The sequence below is a fragment of the Veillonella sp. VA139 genome, assembly GCF_003992005.1.
Classification (GTDB): Bacteria; Bacillota; Negativicutes; order Veillonellales; family Veillonellaceae; genus F0422.
This window is the reverse complement of the sequence record NZ_RQVL01000001.1, coordinates 57,886-74,730: the sequence shown is the minus strand read 5'-3', so window position 1 is coordinate 74,730 and position 16,845 is coordinate 57,886. Positions and strand designations below refer to the sequence as shown.

Sequence of the window (16,845 nt, the reverse complement as noted above, 5' to 3'; positions counted from 1 at the left end):
TTGAGAAAATGAAGTACAATATATAGAGAGCCTTTGTGCATCAAATTGTAAGTCAATTGTTTTAGAGGAGTAATGACATGGCATTAGAAGATGGTAAACGACTCAAAGTTTTTACAGGTAATGCAAATCCAGCATTAGCCAAAGAAATCTGTGATTATTTGGACCTCCCATTAGGCGAAGCATTTGTGGGACGCTTCAACAATGGGGAAGTACAAGTCATGATTGATGAAAGTGTACGTGGTAAAGACGTATTTATCGTGCAACCTACTAGCTATCCAGTGAATGATAATGTAGTTGAATTGTTCATCATGGCAGATGCATTAAAACGTGCATCCGCTCGTCATATCACAGCCGTTGTACCATATTATGGATATGCTCGCCAAGATAGAAAAACTCGTGGTAGAGAACCAATTACAGCAAAATTAATGGCAGACTTATTACAAACTGCTGGTGTTACTCGCCTTGTAACAGTAGACCTTCATGCAGGTCAGATTCAAGGTTTCTTTGATGTGCCAGTAGACCATTTAATGGGTGCGTCTATCATTGCAAATTATATTAATGAAAAGAAAATGGAAGATGTCATCGTTGTCTCTCCAGACCTTGGTGGAGTAACACGTGCCCGTGATTTAGCGGACCGCATTGGTGCACCAATTGCGATTATTGAGAAAAAACGCCCACAACCAGGCGTTGCGAAAGTAATGAACTTAATTGGTGATGTACAAGGTAAAAATTGTATCATCATCGATGATATTGTAGATACTGCGGGATCTCTTGTGGAAGGCGCGAAAGCATTACAAGAATTTGGCGCAAAATCTGTAACGGCTTGTGTAACACATGCAGTGTTAACAGATCCAGCTTGTGAACGTATTGCAAACTCCAATATTAAAGAGTTAATTGTCACAAATACAATCGATATTCCTGAAGAACGTCGCTTACCAAATATTACAGTCTTGTCCGTAGCTCCATTATTGGGAGAAGCGATTTTACGTATCTTTCAAGAAGAGTCTGTAAGCTCTTTGTTCGATAAATAAGATGAAATTAATCGTCGGACTAGGAAATCCAGGCAGAGACTACGAGGGAACTCGCCATAATATCGGATTCATGGTGGTAGATGCTATTGCGGATGGCGTGAGCCATACACCATGGAGAGAAGATTATAAAGCAGAAATTTGCTCCTGTACCATAGAGGGTGAAAAAGTGTTGTTGGTGAAGCCACAAACCTTTATGAACCTCAGCGGTGAGTCTGTAGGTCCCTTGATGCGATATTATAAGCTCACACCTGAGGATGTATATGTTATTTATGACGACATGGATTTGCCGGTCGGTAAATTGCGGATTCGACCAAATGGTAGTGCTGGTGGACATAATGGTATAAAATCTATGATTAGCCATTTAGGAACAGATGGGTTTCCCCATTTTCGGTTTGGCATAGGTCGTCCTTTGCCAGAGTGGACCGTGGTGGACCATGTATTGTCGCGATTCCCAGAAGACCAACAGGACACTGTGCAAAAGGGAATTAAGGCTATGGTGAAAGCCGTATTAGGTTGTGTAGAAGTAGGTATCGATAAAGGTATGAATCTATATAATCCTAAAAAAGGACGTCCTCGTTAACAGAGCGAGAAAACCAAAATAGAGCACTTGTTCTATTTTGGTTTTTATTATGCATATATCGTGTATATAAGGGTAGTTTTGATCAACTAGTGAATTACTTTTGGATTGTTATGCGAATTCAATCAAATAAATTCACTATATATGTCTTTTCATCTTGAAATTATGAAAATAAAAGTATATACTAGGTTTAGAGCAGTATAATTAGTATTTAATGTGAATCGTCTTTATTTTTACTTATTGTGAGGGAGGCATTATCATGAAAGGTAATAATTGGGGCGGCAAGCGGGCTGGTGCAGGTCGCAAAAAATCCTTATTTGAACGTAAAGGACGTACTTTCCGTTTGACTGATGCTGAATTCTTAGAAGTCAAACCATTAGTGGATGCAGTACGACGTCGTACTGAGGAAGCTATGTTAGCTACATTAGCAACTAAAAATAAAAAATAGTTGTACGTTCTTAATACTACTGAGTTTAATTAGCTAAGCGCTTTTGATTACAAGTTAGTATGGAAAATCGACTCCTTGTGGGGTCGATTTTTTTTGATTCTATAGAATGCACTTGACAATATCGAAAATTATCGTTACAATATTACATAACATAGCAATATAGGCTGATGCTACGTAAGACTTGTGCGGGAATAGATGCTTACTGTATACGCTCTTATGACAGTCTAGTAGCTATGGTGGTTCAACCCGACCACAGAAGGATCCAATTTTGGAAATGAATTCAAATAATTACTACACAAATGGAGGTTAGCAATGAGCTTAATTAAAAGTTTATCCAACCGCTTGTCTGTGCTAGGATATAGTGGTTACGAAATTTCACAAATTATCAATAGTGCAACGGGCGGTCAAGACATCAGTGCGTTGACTGGTCAAGATTTACACCATGTGGCAAATACAATGGAACACTACGTAAAAGCGGGTTCCCAATACGTTGCGGAATATAGTAAATAAGCAGAAACTGTTACAGTTTGTAAGAAATTACAAATTGTAGCAGTTTTTTTATTATTTTGAACTATGATGCAGTATGCCAATGAAAGGTAGAAGGTATATTTACAACGATACACAGTATGAACAGAATATAGGGATATATGTTAGTCGTGATAGAATTGCTTGAATGGATGTACAGAGTAGGGTAGAATACTAGATAGAGTATTTAGAACTATGATCTTAATGATATTGTGAAAGAATCAATAATAAATATATGAAACAAAATATAAATCAACACAGACTTCCTTTTGTGGAGTCTTTAGAAAAATATAAAGAACAACATATGGTACCTTTTCATACGCCTGGTCACAAGATTGGTCAGGGAGCGCCTGCGTTACTCACAGAGTGGATGGGAAAGGCTTTACCCTATGATTTAGGCGTAATGTATGCCATTGATGATTATCATGAGCCAGAGCGTGAATTGCTGGAAGCACAACAACTGGCAGCACAGGCCTTTGGTGCCGACCACACGTGGTTTTCTATTAACGGCACATCTGGTGCGATTCAAATGATGATTATGAGTGCAGTGAAAGAAGGGGACTCTATCATCATTCCTAGAGAGGCTCACTGTTCTGTTCATAATAGCTTGGTATTAAGTGGGGCTAAACCCATCTATATGAAAGGGCGATTTCATCCACGCTGGGGTATCCCTGTAGGGGTCACAGCGGAGGAGGCTATTGCTACGATGGATGCGCATCCAGAGGCGAAAGCTATATTGCTAGTACATCCTAATTATTATGGCATAGGTGTGGATGTAAAACGAATTGCAGAGGCAGCCCATGAACGGCATATGCTAGTGCTAGTGGATGAAGCTCATGGACCGCATTTAGTACCATCCTTGGGGATGCCTATACCTGCTTTGGCTAGTGGAGCTGATTTAGTAGCGCAGAGCACGCATAAATTATTAGGGTCTTTAACACAGACCTCAATGCTCCATGGACAAGGGCCTCGTATTGATGTAGACCGTATTCAACAATTACAACAAATCTTGATGAGCACGAGTCCGAATTATATCTTCTTAGCATCTTTGGACATGGCACGCCATCAATGGGCTACAGAGGGACAGTCTCTCATGAAAGACACATTGGAGTTAGCCCGTACTTTGCGAAGGGCTCTGAATGAGATTCCTGGCATTGCTTGTCCTGGACTTGAGGATATAGATGGTGCTTTCAGTTTGGATGAAACTAAGATTATTATTGATGCAAAGGACCTTGGACTTACGGCACAAGAGTTAGAACGAGAGCTGCGAGCACGTCATATTGAAGTGGAACTCATGAAAGCCTACCATGTCTTATTATTGATTACCATAGGTGATACAGACACATCGATACAACAGGTACTAGAGGCGGTGCAGAGTATCTCAGATGTGTATAGACATACATTGGCAGATACCACACAGGGGTGCAGAGAGCATGCGCAGCAACACAATACAGGTTTACTTAACCAAGGTAATCACGCGTCTTTTGATGCAATACATAGTACTAAGAATACGACAAAGAATAGTATCACAGATAGGTTAGATGATGCATATGGCACGGATTGTAACGATGTAGATACAAGTATAATGGAAATACTACCGACACCCGTAGTGGCACTTTCACCACGGCAAGCATTTTATGCAGAGATGGAAACAATCCCCTTGGAAGAAGCTCTAGGGCGAATTAGTGGGGAAACCATAACCTATTACCCACCGGGAATCCCTTGTTTAGGTGTAGGTGAGACTATAACGGAAGAAGTATTAGCATATATGAAACAGAAACAACGTGATGGGTATGTGCCGAATGGGGCTTGGGACCGCCAGCTGCAGACCATCCTGGTGTGTAAAGATAGAGCGAGGTAGAGGCATGGTGTGGATTGATGGAGTATACAAAAAATAATTGCGATATCATAAGGAGATACATATGGGACAATTAATTATTATTGAAGGTGGCGACGGCAGTGGTAAGGCCACGCAGACGGCAAAATTATTGGAACGACTACAAGCAGAAGGTTATCCAGTTCGGTCTGTTAGTTTTCCTAATTACGATAGTCCAGCAGCAGAACCAATTAAAATGTATTTGCGAGGAGACTTTGGAAAAGAGGCGAACTCCGTGAATGCCTATGTGGCTAGCACCCTCTATGCGATAGACCGATTTGCGTCCTATCGCCAAGATTGGCAACGCTTTTACGAAGAAGGTGGCATTATCATTGCTGATCGGTATACGACATCGAATATGGTGCATCAAATGATAAAGTACACTGATAAAAAAGAACGAAACACCTTTTTACAATGGCTGGATCAATTAGAATACGATTTATATGGCTTGCCAAGACCGGATGCAGTCATCTTATTGGATATGCCTTTGTCCTTGTCAAAATCCCTGTTAGCAGAACGGACAGGTAAAACAGGAGGCAATACGGGGGATATACATGAAAAGGATGCCTCTCACTTGACGGCGGTTCATGATGCCTATGATATGTTAGTGAATACCTACGATTGGCACCGTGTGCACTGCGAGAATGAAAGCAATCAGTTACGCACTATTGATGACATTCATGAGGAAGTGTATGGTATTGCAAAACAATATATATGTAAAGGCTAGACTCTAGCTAATAAAATGTGTCGTACCTATTCACTAGGTGAATAGTATCATGGATAGTCTGTTATGGTACGATACACGTTCAAAAAAGATATAATAGAAACACCACATGGAGTGCAAATATTTTGCTGAAACCATGAGGTGTTTCTTCTTTTATTCGTGTATTTATTGCCATAACATGCTATAATAAAGGGTAGTCTTATGAGGTAAAGGAGGGTGTATGTCTTTTTTTGAAACTGTACTTGGTCAACACCAAGTGAAAGAACAAATTACTACATTAATCCGAGATTCTGCTTTGCCCCATAGCTTACTGCTCTACGGAGAAACAGGTTTAGAGTCGACATCCATGGCCATCGCCATTGGGTCCCTATTAGTGGGACGTCAGATTTTTTCTCCTGATGAAGGACGAACTTTTTTATCCACTATAGAGCAACAACGCATTGAGTCTGGTGAAAGTGAGAGTGCAGTCAAAGATAAAGGATTGCCAATCTATATTGATCAAGGTCAAGCCTTTTGGATTCGCCCTATGAAAACACAGCTCAGCGTGGAACAATGGTATACCTTATTAGAAAAGTATATCAATGTATCTAGTGATACACCGAGGGTGGTTATCGTAGAAGGCTTTCAGACAGCCAATACTGTCTTAGCGAATGCGATGCTAAAAACGATTGAAGAACCACCACGAAATATGTATTTTATCATTGTCACTACCAATATCGACAATGTACTACCCACCATCGTGTCACGATGTATGCTTATTGGTATGCAACCAGTGCCAGAAGAGGAATTGGTGCAAGCCCTAACTAAAGAGGGGTATACAGGAGATGTTCGACGTGCTGTGCGAAGTGCCCGTGGAAATCCAACATTAGCTCGTCAGTGGGCGCAGGCTGGTGGTATTGAAAGTTTAGAAAAGGCTATGGAAGTACTAGAATGCGTAGTAGAAAGAAGTCATTTCTTTACTACCTTAGCTTTATCCTTTGAGGGGCTTTCAAAAGACGTGGTACTCGATATATTGAGCTGGTTACGTGTGTTAGCAAGAGATATGCTAGCCTTGCGATATGGTACAGAGAGTGAAAAGATGATACTAAGTGAGTATCGATTCCGCATGCAAATGATTTTACTACGATGGTCATCAAAATCTTTGCAACGAATTGTGCCCATTACATTAGAAGCAGAACAGGCACTGCGCCTTAATGTGCGCTTAGGCCTTGTTATAGATGGAGTTATATTAGCCTTACGTGAGGCTGTGAAGGAGGATATATAGTGGTTACTATAGTAGGAGTACGCTTTAAAAAAGCTGGCAAAATCTACTACTTTGGCCCAGGGTTTGTAACCCTTACGACGGGAGATGGTGTCATAGTAGAAACCTCTCGTGGTTTGGAATATGGGGAAGTCGTAATTGGACCACGGAAAGTATCGAAAGATAGCGTGGTGCAACCGCTGAAAGAAGTGACGCGTAAAGCAACGGCAAAAGATCTGAAACAAGTAGAAAAAAATAGAGAGCGAGAAGAAAAAGCTTTTGAAATTGGTTTAGAAAAAATCGCTTATCGTGGGTTACCAATGAAATTAATCAATGTGGAATACACATTTGATATGAATAAAATTGTCTTTTTCTTTACTGCAGAAGGTCGAATTGACTTCCGTGAGCTCGTAAAAGATTTGGCCAATGTATTCCGTACGCGCATTGAATTGCGACAAGTAGGGGTCCGTGATGAAGCAAAAATATTAAATGGAATTGGCGCTTGTGGACGTCCATTATGTTGCGCTACCTTTTTAGGTGATTTTGCATCTGTATCGATTCGTATGGCGAAAGATCAAAATTTGAGCTTAAATCCTACGAAAATTTCTGGCATTTGTGGTCGCTTGATGTGTTGTTTGAATTATGAAAATGACTCCTACCTAAAAGGGGGAGACTTGTATTCACAAAAAGCAAAACAAGCGCCTGTTGCAGTAGAACCACCAGGAATTGGTAAAGAAGTAGTAACCGACGAAGGTTTAGGTAAAGTCTTAAAAATCAATAACATGAAAAAGACGGTGAAAGTCCAATTGGAGGCAGGTCGTACAATCGACTTACATTGGTCGGAAGTGGCATTACCTGATGAAGAATAATATCACTACAACGGACTTGTTACTCAGTGGCTTTCAGCTCTTTCAAGATGAAAAAGAGTTTAAGTTTTCCATTGATGCTATTTTACTCGCTCATTTTGGTGAGGCAAAATCCAATAAGCACTATTTAGAATTAGGTACAGGCACAGGCGTGATTCCCCATGTGCTATACCATCGTGGAGCCCATCATGTAGTAGGGGTAGACTGCAATCCACGTGTCATCGAACTAGCGCAGAGAAGCGTTCTTCATAATGGTATTGCTGAGGCAGTATCCATGGTGGAGTTAGATTACATGACCGATGCTGGCAAACTGTATTATGGTCAGTTTGATGGTATCTACATGAATCCACCTTATTTTGAAACCAATAGTGGCTTACTTTCAACGGTAGAAAATGTAGCATTAGCCTTACATGAACAACAATATTCTATGAAAGATAGATTGGTACAAGCCCAACGATATTTAAAATTTGGCGGTACACTGTGGATGATTTATACAACCCCACGGTTAGAATCCTTACTGAGTGCCATAGAACAGACTCAATTTAGGGTAAAACGAATGCGCTTTATTCATGGTAATCAAGATAAAGTGAGCAAATTGGTCTTACTAGAATTAAAATATGGTGGAAAACTAGGCATGATGGTGGAACCACCTTTATATATTTACGAAGTAGATGGTTCCTATTCAGATGAGGTACAAGCATATTATGAGTAGTCATACAGGGACATTATTTTTAATTCCCACACCTATTGGGAACTTAGAGGATATGACCTATCGCGCTGTGCGCACATTGCAAGAGGTGGATGTGGTGGCAGCGGAAGATACGCGTCATACAGGGGTATTATTACAACATTTTAATATTGCGAAGCCTATGATTTCCTATCATGAACACAATAAAGCGGAGAAGGGGGCTGACCTCATCCAGCGTTTATTGGATGGTCAATCCATCGGTTTAGTCAGTGATGCGGGAATGCCTGCTATTTCTGATCCCGGTGAAGATTTGGTGAAAGAAGCCGTCGATGCGGGTATACAGATTGTTCCTTTACCAGGTGCGAACGCAGGCTTAACGGCGCTTATCGCATCGGGTCAAAACACTAAGGAATTTCACTTCATAGGTTTTCTGCCGAAACGAAAGCAGAATGTAAAAGAGGTGTTATCACGGATTGCTACCTATGAAGGAACTCTTATTTTCTATGAAGCACCTCATCGTATAGAAGAGACTATCCAAAGCTTGTATGAAGGGCTGGGGAATCGTCCTATTACAGTAGGTCGTGAACTGACGAAAAAGTTTGAGACTTTCACACGAACCACCTTGCTAGAGTTACGAAATGATTTCAGTCAAATCGTAGAAAAAGGGGAATTTGTCCTCTTGGTGGGTGGCAAGGAGACTGTGGCAGATGAAACGAAGGTGGAGGAAGTACTGCTTTCAACACTAGAAGCAGCCTTAGCCTTAATCGAAGAAGGGGTGCCAAAAAAAGAGGCCGCTCGTCAAATTGCAAAAGAACGTGGCCTTTCACGGCGCGATGTATATAATGAAATTGAATGGTATAGTAAGGAGAGAACAGATGACTAAGAAACCGTATTATATTACGACACCAATTTATTATCCAAGTGCGAAATTACATATTGGGCATACATACTGTACGTCCATTGCTGATACAATCGCTCGTTTTAAACGCAGAGCTGGCTATGATGTGCGATTCTTAACAGGCTCTGATGAACATGGACAAAAAATCCAACGTATGGCAGAATCGATGGGGATTACTCCGTTAGAATATACGACACAAATCGTAGACGGATTTAAACATTTATGGGAAAAATTGAACATCTCCCATGATGATTTCATTAGAACTACCGATGAAAGACACATCAAATATTGCCAACATTTATTTCAAAAAGCATTCGACAATGGAGATATTTACAAATCTTCCTACGAAGGTTTATACTGCGTACCATGCGAAACATTCTGGCCGGAATCTAAATTAGGTCCAGAAAAAACATGTCCTGATTGCGGTCGTCCATTAGAAGTGGTACAAGAAGAAAGTTATTTCTTCCGCATGAATAAATACGCTGACCAATGGTTCAAATTTATTGAAGAAAATCCTGATTTTATTCAACCAGAATCACGTCGTAATGAGATGATTCAATTCGTGAAACAAGGCCTAGAAGATTTGGCAGTATCTCGTACTAGCTTTAACTGGGGTATTCCAGTGCCATTTGATGAAAAACATGTTATGTATGTATGGTTTGATGCGTTGATTAACTATATTTCTGCTTTAAACCCATTGGATGAAAATAGTGATTTATTTGAAACGTACTGGCCTGCAGATTTGCATTTAGTGGGTAAAGAAATTGTGCGTTTCCATACCATCATTTGGCCTATTATGCTCATGAGCCTTGGCTTGCCATTGTCGAAAAAAGTATATGGTCACGGCTGGCTTGTAGTCGATGGTACAAAAATGAGTAAATCTTTGGGCAATGTGATCGACCCAATTCCATTGATTGACACTTACGGTTCTGATGCATTGCGCTATTTCTTGGTGAATGAAGTACATTTAGGCAATGATGGTAATTTCAGCTTGCCTAATTTCATTACAAAAATTAATGCAGACTTATCCAATGACCTAGGTAACTTGTTGAATCGTACCGTAGCAATGATTGAAAAATATCATGGTGGTATCATCACAAAACATGCGCCAACAGAAGATGTTGACAAGGATTTAATTGCTCTAGCTGAGCAAACAGTAAAAGACTACGAACAATTGATGGAAGATATGCAGTACAACAAAGCCTTTAAAGCGGTGTGGGCGTTTATTGGCCGTACGAATAAATACATTGATGAAACAATGCCTTGGGTATTGGCAAAAGGTGCTAACGAAGGAGATGCAGAGCGCTTAGAAGCTGTCATGTATCATTTGGCAGAATCCTTGCGTATCATCGCTGTCTTAGTGGATCCAGTGATTCCAACAGGAGCTCCTAAAATTTGGGAACAACTTGGTTTACAAGGATTTGCACAAGCTATGCTAGATGATGTGCGCACATTTGGAGCACTTCCAACAGGTACAAAAGTAGTGAAAGGAGATCCAATCTACCCACGCTTTGAAATTCCTGAAATGGTAGAAGTGGCTCCAGAAACTGTAGAAGAATCCACTGAGGAAGCGGTAGATACTAGCAATATTCCACCGATTAAAGAGGCCATTGAATACGATGATTTTGCAAAATTAGATTTACGGGTAGCAAAAGTGTTAACTTGCGAAGCGGTGAAAAAATCTAAAAAATTATTGTTATTCACCTTAGATTTAGGAATTGAAACACGTACCGTAGTCAGTGGTATCTCTCAATTTTACAAACCAGAAGACTTAATTGGTAAAAAAGTAATTTATTTGGCAAACTTAGCGCCTAAAAAAATTATGGGTCATATGTCAGAAGGTATGATTTTATCAGCCTCTAATGAGGATGATCAATTAGAGGTAACAAATATTGAATCTTTAACTCCGGGAAGCGTGGTGAGATAATGCGATTGTTTGATACACATGCGCATATCAATGATGAACGATTTGATAATGATCGGGAACAGATGATTCAAGACTGTTTTGACCAAGGCGTAGAGTATATTATGTGTCCAGCAGTAGACCGTAAAACGGCAGAGTCTGCCATTGCTTTGGCGGAACAGTATGACCGTGTCTATGCAGCGGTAGGCGTGCATCCACATGAATCTAAAGATGCTACCGAAGAAGACTATGAATGGTTCAAGCAAATGGCATCTCATCCAAAGGTAAAAGCCATTGGTGAAATCGGTTTAGATTATTACTATGATTTTTCCGATCGAGATGTACAGGCGGAATCTTTTAAACGTCAATTAGCCATCGCAAGAGAAGTGGATTTACCGATTATTATCCACGATCGTGATGCGCACGGTGCCATTCGAGATATGTTGGTAGAACATGGAAAAGGCAATTATGGGGTCTTCCATTGTTTCTCCACGAGCTTGGAGATGGCAAAAGAATTTATAAAAATGGGATATTACATCTCCTTTGCTGGACCGGTAGTATTTCCAAAATCTACGAATCTAAAAGAGGTAGCGAAACATATTCCGTTGGATCGTTTGCTCATTGAAACAGATTCCCCTTATTTGACACCGCCTCCATTTAGAGGTCGTCGCAATGATCCATCTAAAACACAATTTGTGGCTCAAGAAATTGCTCAATTGCGTGGTATGGATGTAGAAGAACTAGCTGCTATTGCCTTAGAGAATGGCAAGCGTTGTTTTGGTATTGAGTAATATAGAATGAGAAAGGCACTTTCACAGTAGCATATACGGAAAGTGTCTTTCTGTGTACATAGGAGACCTATGAAACGAGTAGCATTAATAGATTTAGGATCAAACTCAGTACGGTTTGTTATTTCAGAAATTACAGAATCGGGCAGTTATCGTTTAGTATATCAACAGAAGGAATCCATTCGCCTCAGTGAGGGCATGTGGACCCATCAAATGTTGACAAAACCTGCCATGGAACGGGCTATTAAAACTTTGAAAGCCTTGTCGCATATGGCAAAGGCTATGGGAGTTACAGAGATTCAAGGTATTGCGACAGCGGCTGTGCGATTGGCTACCAATGGTAATAGCTTTATTCGTCGTGTATATGCGGAGACGGGGATTCCCTTGCGTGCCATTAGTGGAGAGGAAGAGGCATACTTAGGATTTTTAGGTGTTGTCAATACCATAGGATTAGATGATTTTATTGTGTTTGACCTTGGTGGAGCTAGTATAGAAATTAGCTTAATTGAAAATCGACAATTAAAAAAATCTGTTAGCCTTCCTATGGGGGCTCTTGTGATGACAGGACAATTTAAATCGGGTCATGAGTTTACAAGTGCCGAATACGAAGCTATGGTGCGTTATATCCAAGAGGTATTGCATCGTGAAAGTTGGTTGAAACATGCCAAATTACCTCTTATTGGAATTGGAGGGACAGCCCGAAATATTGCCAAAATGGACCAACGGGAGAAAAATTATCCCATCCCTAAATTGCACAATTACAAGGTAAAAAAAGCGGGTATGGAGGCTTTGTTTCATCGGGTGAAAGAAACACCGTGGGAGGAACGGAAAAAGATTTCTGGGTTATCTGCAGAACGGGCTGATATCATCGTAGCAGGTATGGCCATTATTATAGAATTGATGGAGTATACAAGGGCATCGTCTATGATTGTCAGCGGTTGTGGCTTGCGGGAAGGGCTATTCTTTCAGTATTATGGAGCCAACTATTCAGCAGAGAAGTATGGGCTACCATGTCTTCAAAAAAATGGCATTGTAGATGATATTGTGACCCACTCTACTTTGAATGTGCTGCGTTCTTTCACACCTCACGATGTGGATCATTCCTTATATATTGCGAAATTGGCAAAACAGATTTATAAACAATGGAAAGAACTAATGCCTGAGGGAGATCGCTTGAAATTAATCTTGAAAGTGGCCTCTTTGCTCCATGATTTAGGAAAACAAATTAACTATTACAGCCATGCAAGACATAGTGCATATATGATTATTAATAGTAACCTCTATGGATTATCTCATCGAGAACAATTACTCAGTGCTTTTATTGCATCCTATTCTCATGGAGCCAACAGTAAATTTATTAAGCAGTCTCCGTATCTCTCCGTACTAAAAGAAGGGGATCGAGAGATGATACAAAAATTGTCCTTTCCCTTAGCCTTAGCAGAAGCTTTTGAAGAAAGTCATGAACGTACCATACGTTCCTTTCAAACGTATATTACAGATAAACAAATAGATATGCATGTTGAGGTGAAAGAATTAAGCCATATTTCTATGATGGAGATGGCTATCGAAAAATTAAAAAAGCAGTGTAAGAAAGAATTTAAACGTGAATTAGTGATACATTGGAAAGTTCGTTAGGAGTGATACTATGAAAGACTTTGATAATCCAAAGTATTATTTTAACCGTGAATTGTCTTGGCTGAAGTTCAACCAACGAGTCTTGCAAGAATCTATTGACAGAAGTAACCCACTCATGGAAAAATTACGATTTTTGACCATTGGCAGTTCTAACTTGGATGAATTTTTTATGATTCGCGTATCTGGACTGCGTCATCAAGAGCAGAGTGGCATCATTAAATACGATGCCGCCCATATGGATGCAAAGGCTCAATTAAAAGCCATCAGTGAAGCTACGAAAAAATTAGTATCTTTACAATATACTTATTTCCATGATATTTTGAAACGATTACAAAAAGAAGGGCTACACTTTGTCAAAGTAAAAGACCTAAAAGAAAGTGAATTACGTTGGTTATACCAATATTTTCGTACGCATATCTTTCCAGTCGTTACGCCACTAGCTGTGGATGCGAGTCATCCCTTTCCATTCTTGGTGAATAAAACATTAAACTCGGTGGTGAAGATTCACCCTATTCATGATAAAGAACAAGAAAAGATGGCTATATTACCGATTCCCTCTGTATTGAATCGGATTATTGAAGTACCGAATGATGTGCATCGTCACTTTGTTATGTTAGAAGATGTCATCAACTATTATTGTGAAGACTTCTTCGTAGGACATCACATTGATTCCTTTACTACCTTCCGTGTCACACGTGATGCGGATTTAGACATCGAAGAAGAAGCAACAGATTTACTGCGGGAGATTGAAAAATCTCTTCGACGGCGTCGTCGTGGTGAAGTGGTACGTGTGGAAGTATGTGAACATTATGATCCACAGTTATTGGAATTTGTTTTGCAAGGATTGCAGGCAAAAAAAGAGGCCGTTTATATAGCAGAAGGAATCTTAGACATAGCCTCTTTTGGCGAGTTTTGCAATTTACCTGGCTACGACCATTTGCGATATCCTGCTTTTACAAGACGAGAACTACCTTGTGTCACAGAGCGGGGGACTTCAGCTATCTTTGATTATATCCGAGAAAAAGATAGACTCTTGCACCATCCATTTGATTCTTTTTCTGTGGTGGAAGAGTTTATAGCTAGAGCAGCTGTAGACCCTGATGTACTGGCTATCAAGCAAACCTTGTATCGTGTCAGTGGGGATTCTCCTATTGTAGCAGCGTTGGTGAAAGCAGCAGAACTGGGCAAACAAGTGACAGTGTTGATGGAAGTGAAAGCCCGCTTTGATGAAGAAAATAATATTATCATGGCACGCCGTTTGGAAAAAGCGGGCTGTCATGTTATTTATGGCTTAAGAGGGCTTAAGACGCATTCCAAAATTACTATGGTGGTCCGTAAAGAAGGGGATGTACTACGAAGATATATGCATTTTGCTACAGGGAATTATAATGGGAAGACTGCTAAATATTATACAGACTGTGGCTTATTGACTTGTCGAGAGTCCTATGCGGATGATAGTTCTTTATTCTTTAATACTATCTCAGGCTATGCTGAATCACAGCAGTGGCAACATCTTATTGTGGCACCCTTGACATTGAGATCCTCCTTGATAGAGCTCATAGATGGCGAAATACGTGCTGTAGAACATGGTAAAGAAGGGCATATTGTGGCAAAGATGAACTCTTTACTTGATAAGGAAATCATTGCTAAGCTATATGAGGCATCCTGCAAGGGGGTCAAAATTGACCTCATCGTTCGTGGTATTTGTACACTAAGACCAGGTATTGAGGGCGTTAGTGACAATATTACTGTGCGATCCATTGTGGGGCGATTCTTAGAACATCATCGGATTTTATACTTTAAAAATCACAGTGAAAGCCCTTACTATATTTCTAGTGCGGATTGGATGCCACGGAATTTAAATGATCGAGTGGAGTTAATGGTTCCTGTAGAAGATATAGCTTTACAGAAAGAATTACAACACATTTTAGAAGTGTACTTAGCGGATAATCAAAAAGCCCATGTCATGCGTGCAGATGGGTCTTATCGTAAGGTCATTGCTAAAGAAGATAAGGTGTGTGCTCAACTTTCGTTTATGAACTCTAATGATATAGATACTGCTGAAAATATAGATGAATTAGGACTGTGGGACCCTATTTTAGAACCTGAAACTACTGATGATACTAGGTAAATAGCTTGTAGTATAGTGTAGGTTTGCTAGCAGGTATTTAATATATGTACCTATAAAGATTGGAAATTAAAAAAAGGAGTAGGAATTCATTGATTTGATGAATAGCGTATTTAAGAAATATCTATGATTCTGTAAAAATAATAGATATAATTAGTTGCAAATCACACAATTCGTGTAATTTGCAACTAATTTTTTTAAAAGTATGTGGACAAGTTATGAGTTTTAAGAATGAGGTATTACTAAAATGCGTATCATATCAATTTTGCATTATCAATAAGAAAGTAGGATTTTGAAAATATAGTATACTTCTTTGGAGATACATTGCACACTGGATGAACCCTGTGGATATAGTTATACACATGCTTTGAGCTGTGTATAAGTTTATATGATGTTATACATGCAAACTATGGATAATTAAAAAAGTATTATAATGAGAATGCTTGAACATAATAATTAATTTAACTATTCAAGTAACTATGTCTCTATATAGTGGACTGTGAGATTGTTGTAGACAAGGAATTAGAAAAATAGGATGCCGACAAATAGCTTAATAATGCGGATTAAGAGCGTATGTTTGACCTTATCTATCCATCTGTGGTAGAATACCACTCATGGAGGTACTAGATGACAAACCGATTACTACAGCAAAAGCAAAAAGCAGTGCTTATGCTCACACTGTTACTAATAGTCTTTGTTACAGTCTCAGGCTTTATGTGGAATCATGGATTCCAAACTAAACAATTAGAAACACATCAAGTAGAAGTACCAGTAGAGGTACAATACGAACGAGTGGATACCTTACCCAAAGGAATGGAAGAAGTGTTACAGGAAGGCACACCAGGACTTGATGAGGTGCAGGAAGAAGTCCACTATCATCATGGTGAAGTAGTGGATACGAAAGAGCTACAGCGTACAACGATTACACCGATGAAACCTAAAATTATTCGAGCAGGTACACGTGATATAGGCGTATCACAGCTTTATAATCAAGTGAAAAGCGTCATTACCATGGAGGCAACGGCCTATTTGCCAACAGATGGCGGTGGTGATGGCATTACAGCAACGGGCATGCGTGCACGTCATGGTGTAGTCGCTGTGGATCCCGATGTAATTCCTTTGGGAACACGAGTATTTATACCTGGATATGGTGAGGCAATTGCAGCTGATACAGGTGGAGACATCGTGGGAAATCGTATTGATGTGGTATTGGAAGATTATGGTTCTGCCATGCAATTTGGACGAAGAACAGTAGACGTATATATCCTCACTTCTTAGTCTATGTATCTATGGCGTTTTGTTTTTAACTTTATATTGATAGAAGAGCACGGCACATTCCTTCACAAACGGTACTACGTAATGTTTGTTCAGGAACATGCCGTGCTCTTCTGCATGTTTAGAATTTAAAAGTAAAACGCCATAGACTACTACGCCTAATTGCGTTCGTCTCGGAGAGGGCGGCGTTATTTGGCAATTTTGACTATGTGTGGTTGGGTAGTTTCTTCAGAGGTATATTGC

Annotated in this window: 15 protein-coding genes; all 15 read left to right on the top strand. The window is 39.8% G+C overall.

The features are described 5' to 3' along the window. Positions 1 to 77: 77 nt before the first annotated feature. The 15 genes from EO125_RS00445 (at position 78) to EO125_RS00370 (ending at position 16,605) form a co-directional block, all read left to right on the top strand. Positions 78 to 1,031: a ribose-phosphate pyrophosphokinase gene (locus tag EO125_RS00445; RefSeq protein ID WP_127147152.1), complete on the top strand. Its 954-nt coding sequence runs from the start codon at positions 78 to 80 to the stop codon at positions 1,029 to 1,031. 1 nt (position 1,032) lies between these two features. After that, on the top strand, positions 1,033 to 1,611 hold the full coding sequence (gene pth, locus EO125_RS00440; RefSeq protein WP_127147151.1) for an aminoacyl-tRNA hydrolase: 579 nt from the start codon (positions 1,033 to 1,035) through the stop codon (positions 1,609 to 1,611). A gap of 256 nt (positions 1,612 to 1,867) precedes the next feature. Further along, positions 1,868 to 2,056, top strand: coding sequence for a hypothetical protein (locus tag EO125_RS00435; protein ID WP_126939527.1), 189 nt, complete (start codon positions 1,868 to 1,870; stop codon positions 2,054 to 2,056). A 312-nt stretch (positions 2,057 to 2,368) separates the two neighbouring features. Continuing rightward, on the top strand, positions 2,369 to 2,566 hold the full coding sequence (locus tag EO125_RS00430) for a hypothetical protein (RefSeq protein WP_127147150.1): 198 nt from the start codon (positions 2,369 to 2,371) through the stop codon (positions 2,564 to 2,566). Positions 2,567 to 2,816: 250 nt separating this feature from the next. Continuing rightward, positions 2,817 to 4,442 (top strand): aminotransferase class I/II-fold pyridoxal phosphate-dependent enzyme, encoded by a 1,626-nt coding sequence (locus EO125_RS00425; protein ID WP_240630401.1) that lies wholly within the window; start codon positions 2,817 to 2,819, stop codon positions 4,440 to 4,442. 61 nt (positions 4,443 to 4,503) lie between these two features. Then, entirely contained in the window at positions 4,504 to 5,184 is a 681-nt protein-coding gene (locus EO125_RS00415; protein WP_127147149.1) for a thymidylate kinase, read from the top strand. A gap of 217 nt (positions 5,185 to 5,401) precedes the next feature. Continuing rightward, complete coding sequence (locus EO125_RS00410; RefSeq protein WP_127147148.1) at positions 5,402 to 6,445, top strand: hypothetical protein; 1,044 nt, start codon at positions 5,402 to 5,404, stop codon at positions 6,443 to 6,445. Next, entirely contained in the window at positions 6,445 to 7,290 is an 846-nt protein-coding gene (locus EO125_RS00405; RefSeq protein ID WP_127147147.1) for a stage 0 sporulation family protein, read from the top strand. Before EO125_RS00410 ends, EO125_RS00405 begins: the two co-directional genes overlap by 1 nt. After that, positions 7,280 to 7,999 (top strand): tRNA1(Val) (adenine(37)-N6)-methyltransferase, encoded by a 720-nt coding sequence (locus EO125_RS00400; RefSeq protein WP_127147146.1) that lies wholly within the window; start codon positions 7,280 to 7,282, stop codon positions 7,997 to 7,999. The genes EO125_RS00405 and EO125_RS00400 overlap by 11 nt, the downstream gene beginning before the upstream one ends. Next, positions 7,992 to 8,858, top strand: coding sequence for a 16S rRNA (cytidine(1402)-2'-O)-methyltransferase (gene rsmI / locus EO125_RS00395; protein ID WP_127147145.1), 867 nt, complete (start codon positions 7,992 to 7,994; stop codon positions 8,856 to 8,858). The genes EO125_RS00400 and rsmI overlap by 8 nt, the downstream gene beginning before the upstream one ends. Beyond that, complete coding sequence (gene metG, locus EO125_RS00390; protein WP_127147144.1) at positions 8,851 to 10,800, top strand: methionine--tRNA ligase; 1,950 nt, start codon at positions 8,851 to 8,853, stop codon at positions 10,798 to 10,800. Before rsmI ends, metG begins: the two co-directional genes overlap by 8 nt. Continuing rightward, positions 10,800 to 11,567, top strand: a complete 768-nt coding sequence (locus EO125_RS00385; RefSeq protein WP_127147143.1) for a TatD family hydrolase — start codon at positions 10,800 to 10,802, stop codon at positions 11,565 to 11,567. The genes metG and EO125_RS00385 overlap by 1 nt, the downstream gene beginning before the upstream one ends. A 69-nt stretch (positions 11,568 to 11,636) precedes the next feature. Then, the gene (locus EO125_RS00380) at positions 11,637 to 13,199 is read left to right on the top strand and encodes a Ppx/GppA phosphatase family protein (RefSeq protein ID WP_127147142.1); all 1,563 of its coding nucleotides are present in this window, start codon (positions 11,637 to 11,639) and stop codon (positions 13,197 to 13,199) included. Positions 13,200 to 13,209: 10 nt separating this feature from the next. After that, positions 13,210 to 15,330: a polyphosphate kinase 1 gene (gene ppk1, locus EO125_RS00375; RefSeq protein ID WP_127147141.1), complete on the top strand. Its 2,121-nt coding sequence runs from the start codon at positions 13,210 to 13,212 to the stop codon at positions 15,328 to 15,330. A 624-nt stretch (positions 15,331 to 15,954) separates the two neighbouring features. Further along, complete coding sequence (locus EO125_RS00370; RefSeq protein ID WP_127147140.1) at positions 15,955 to 16,605, top strand: G5 and 3D domain-containing protein; 651 nt, start codon at positions 15,955 to 15,957, stop codon at positions 16,603 to 16,605. Positions 16,606 to 16,845: the final 240 nt, after the last annotated feature.

Coding starts and splice junctions, on each gene's coding strand:
- EO125_RS00445 (WP_127147152.1), top strand. CDS start 78: ATGGCATTAGAAGATGGTAAACGACTCAAAGTTTTTACAGGTAATGCA.
- pth (WP_127147151.1), top strand. CDS start 1,033: ATGAAATTAATCGTCGGACTAGGAAATCCAGGCAGAGACTACGAGGGA.
- EO125_RS00435 (WP_126939527.1), top strand. CDS start 1,868: ATGAAAGGTAATAATTGGGGCGGCAAGCGGGCTGGTGCAGGTCGCAAA.
- EO125_RS00430 (WP_127147150.1), top strand. CDS start 2,369: ATGAGCTTAATTAAAAGTTTATCCAACCGCTTGTCTGTGCTAGGATAT.
- EO125_RS00425 (WP_240630401.1), top strand. CDS start 2,817: ATGAAACAAAATATAAATCAACACAGACTTCCTTTTGTGGAGTCTTTA.
- EO125_RS00415 (WP_127147149.1), top strand. CDS start 4,504: ATGGGACAATTAATTATTATTGAAGGTGGCGACGGCAGTGGTAAGGCC.
- EO125_RS00410 (WP_127147148.1), top strand. CDS start 5,402: ATGTCTTTTTTTGAAACTGTACTTGGTCAACACCAAGTGAAAGAACAA.
- EO125_RS00400 (WP_127147146.1), top strand. CDS start 7,280: ATGAAGAATAATATCACTACAACGGACTTGTTACTCAGTGGCTTTCAG.
- rsmI (WP_127147145.1), top strand. CDS start 7,992: ATGAGTAGTCATACAGGGACATTATTTTTAATTCCCACACCTATTGGG.
- metG (WP_127147144.1), top strand. CDS start 8,851: ATGACTAAGAAACCGTATTATATTACGACACCAATTTATTATCCAAGT.
- EO125_RS00385 (WP_127147143.1), top strand. CDS start 10,800: ATGCGATTGTTTGATACACATGCGCATATCAATGATGAACGATTTGAT.
- EO125_RS00380 (WP_127147142.1), top strand. CDS start 11,637: ATGAAACGAGTAGCATTAATAGATTTAGGATCAAACTCAGTACGGTTT.
- ppk1 (WP_127147141.1), top strand. CDS start 13,210: ATGAAAGACTTTGATAATCCAAAGTATTATTTTAACCGTGAATTGTCT.
- EO125_RS00370 (WP_127147140.1), top strand. CDS start 15,955: ATGACAAACCGATTACTACAGCAAAAGCAAAAAGCAGTGCTTATGCTC.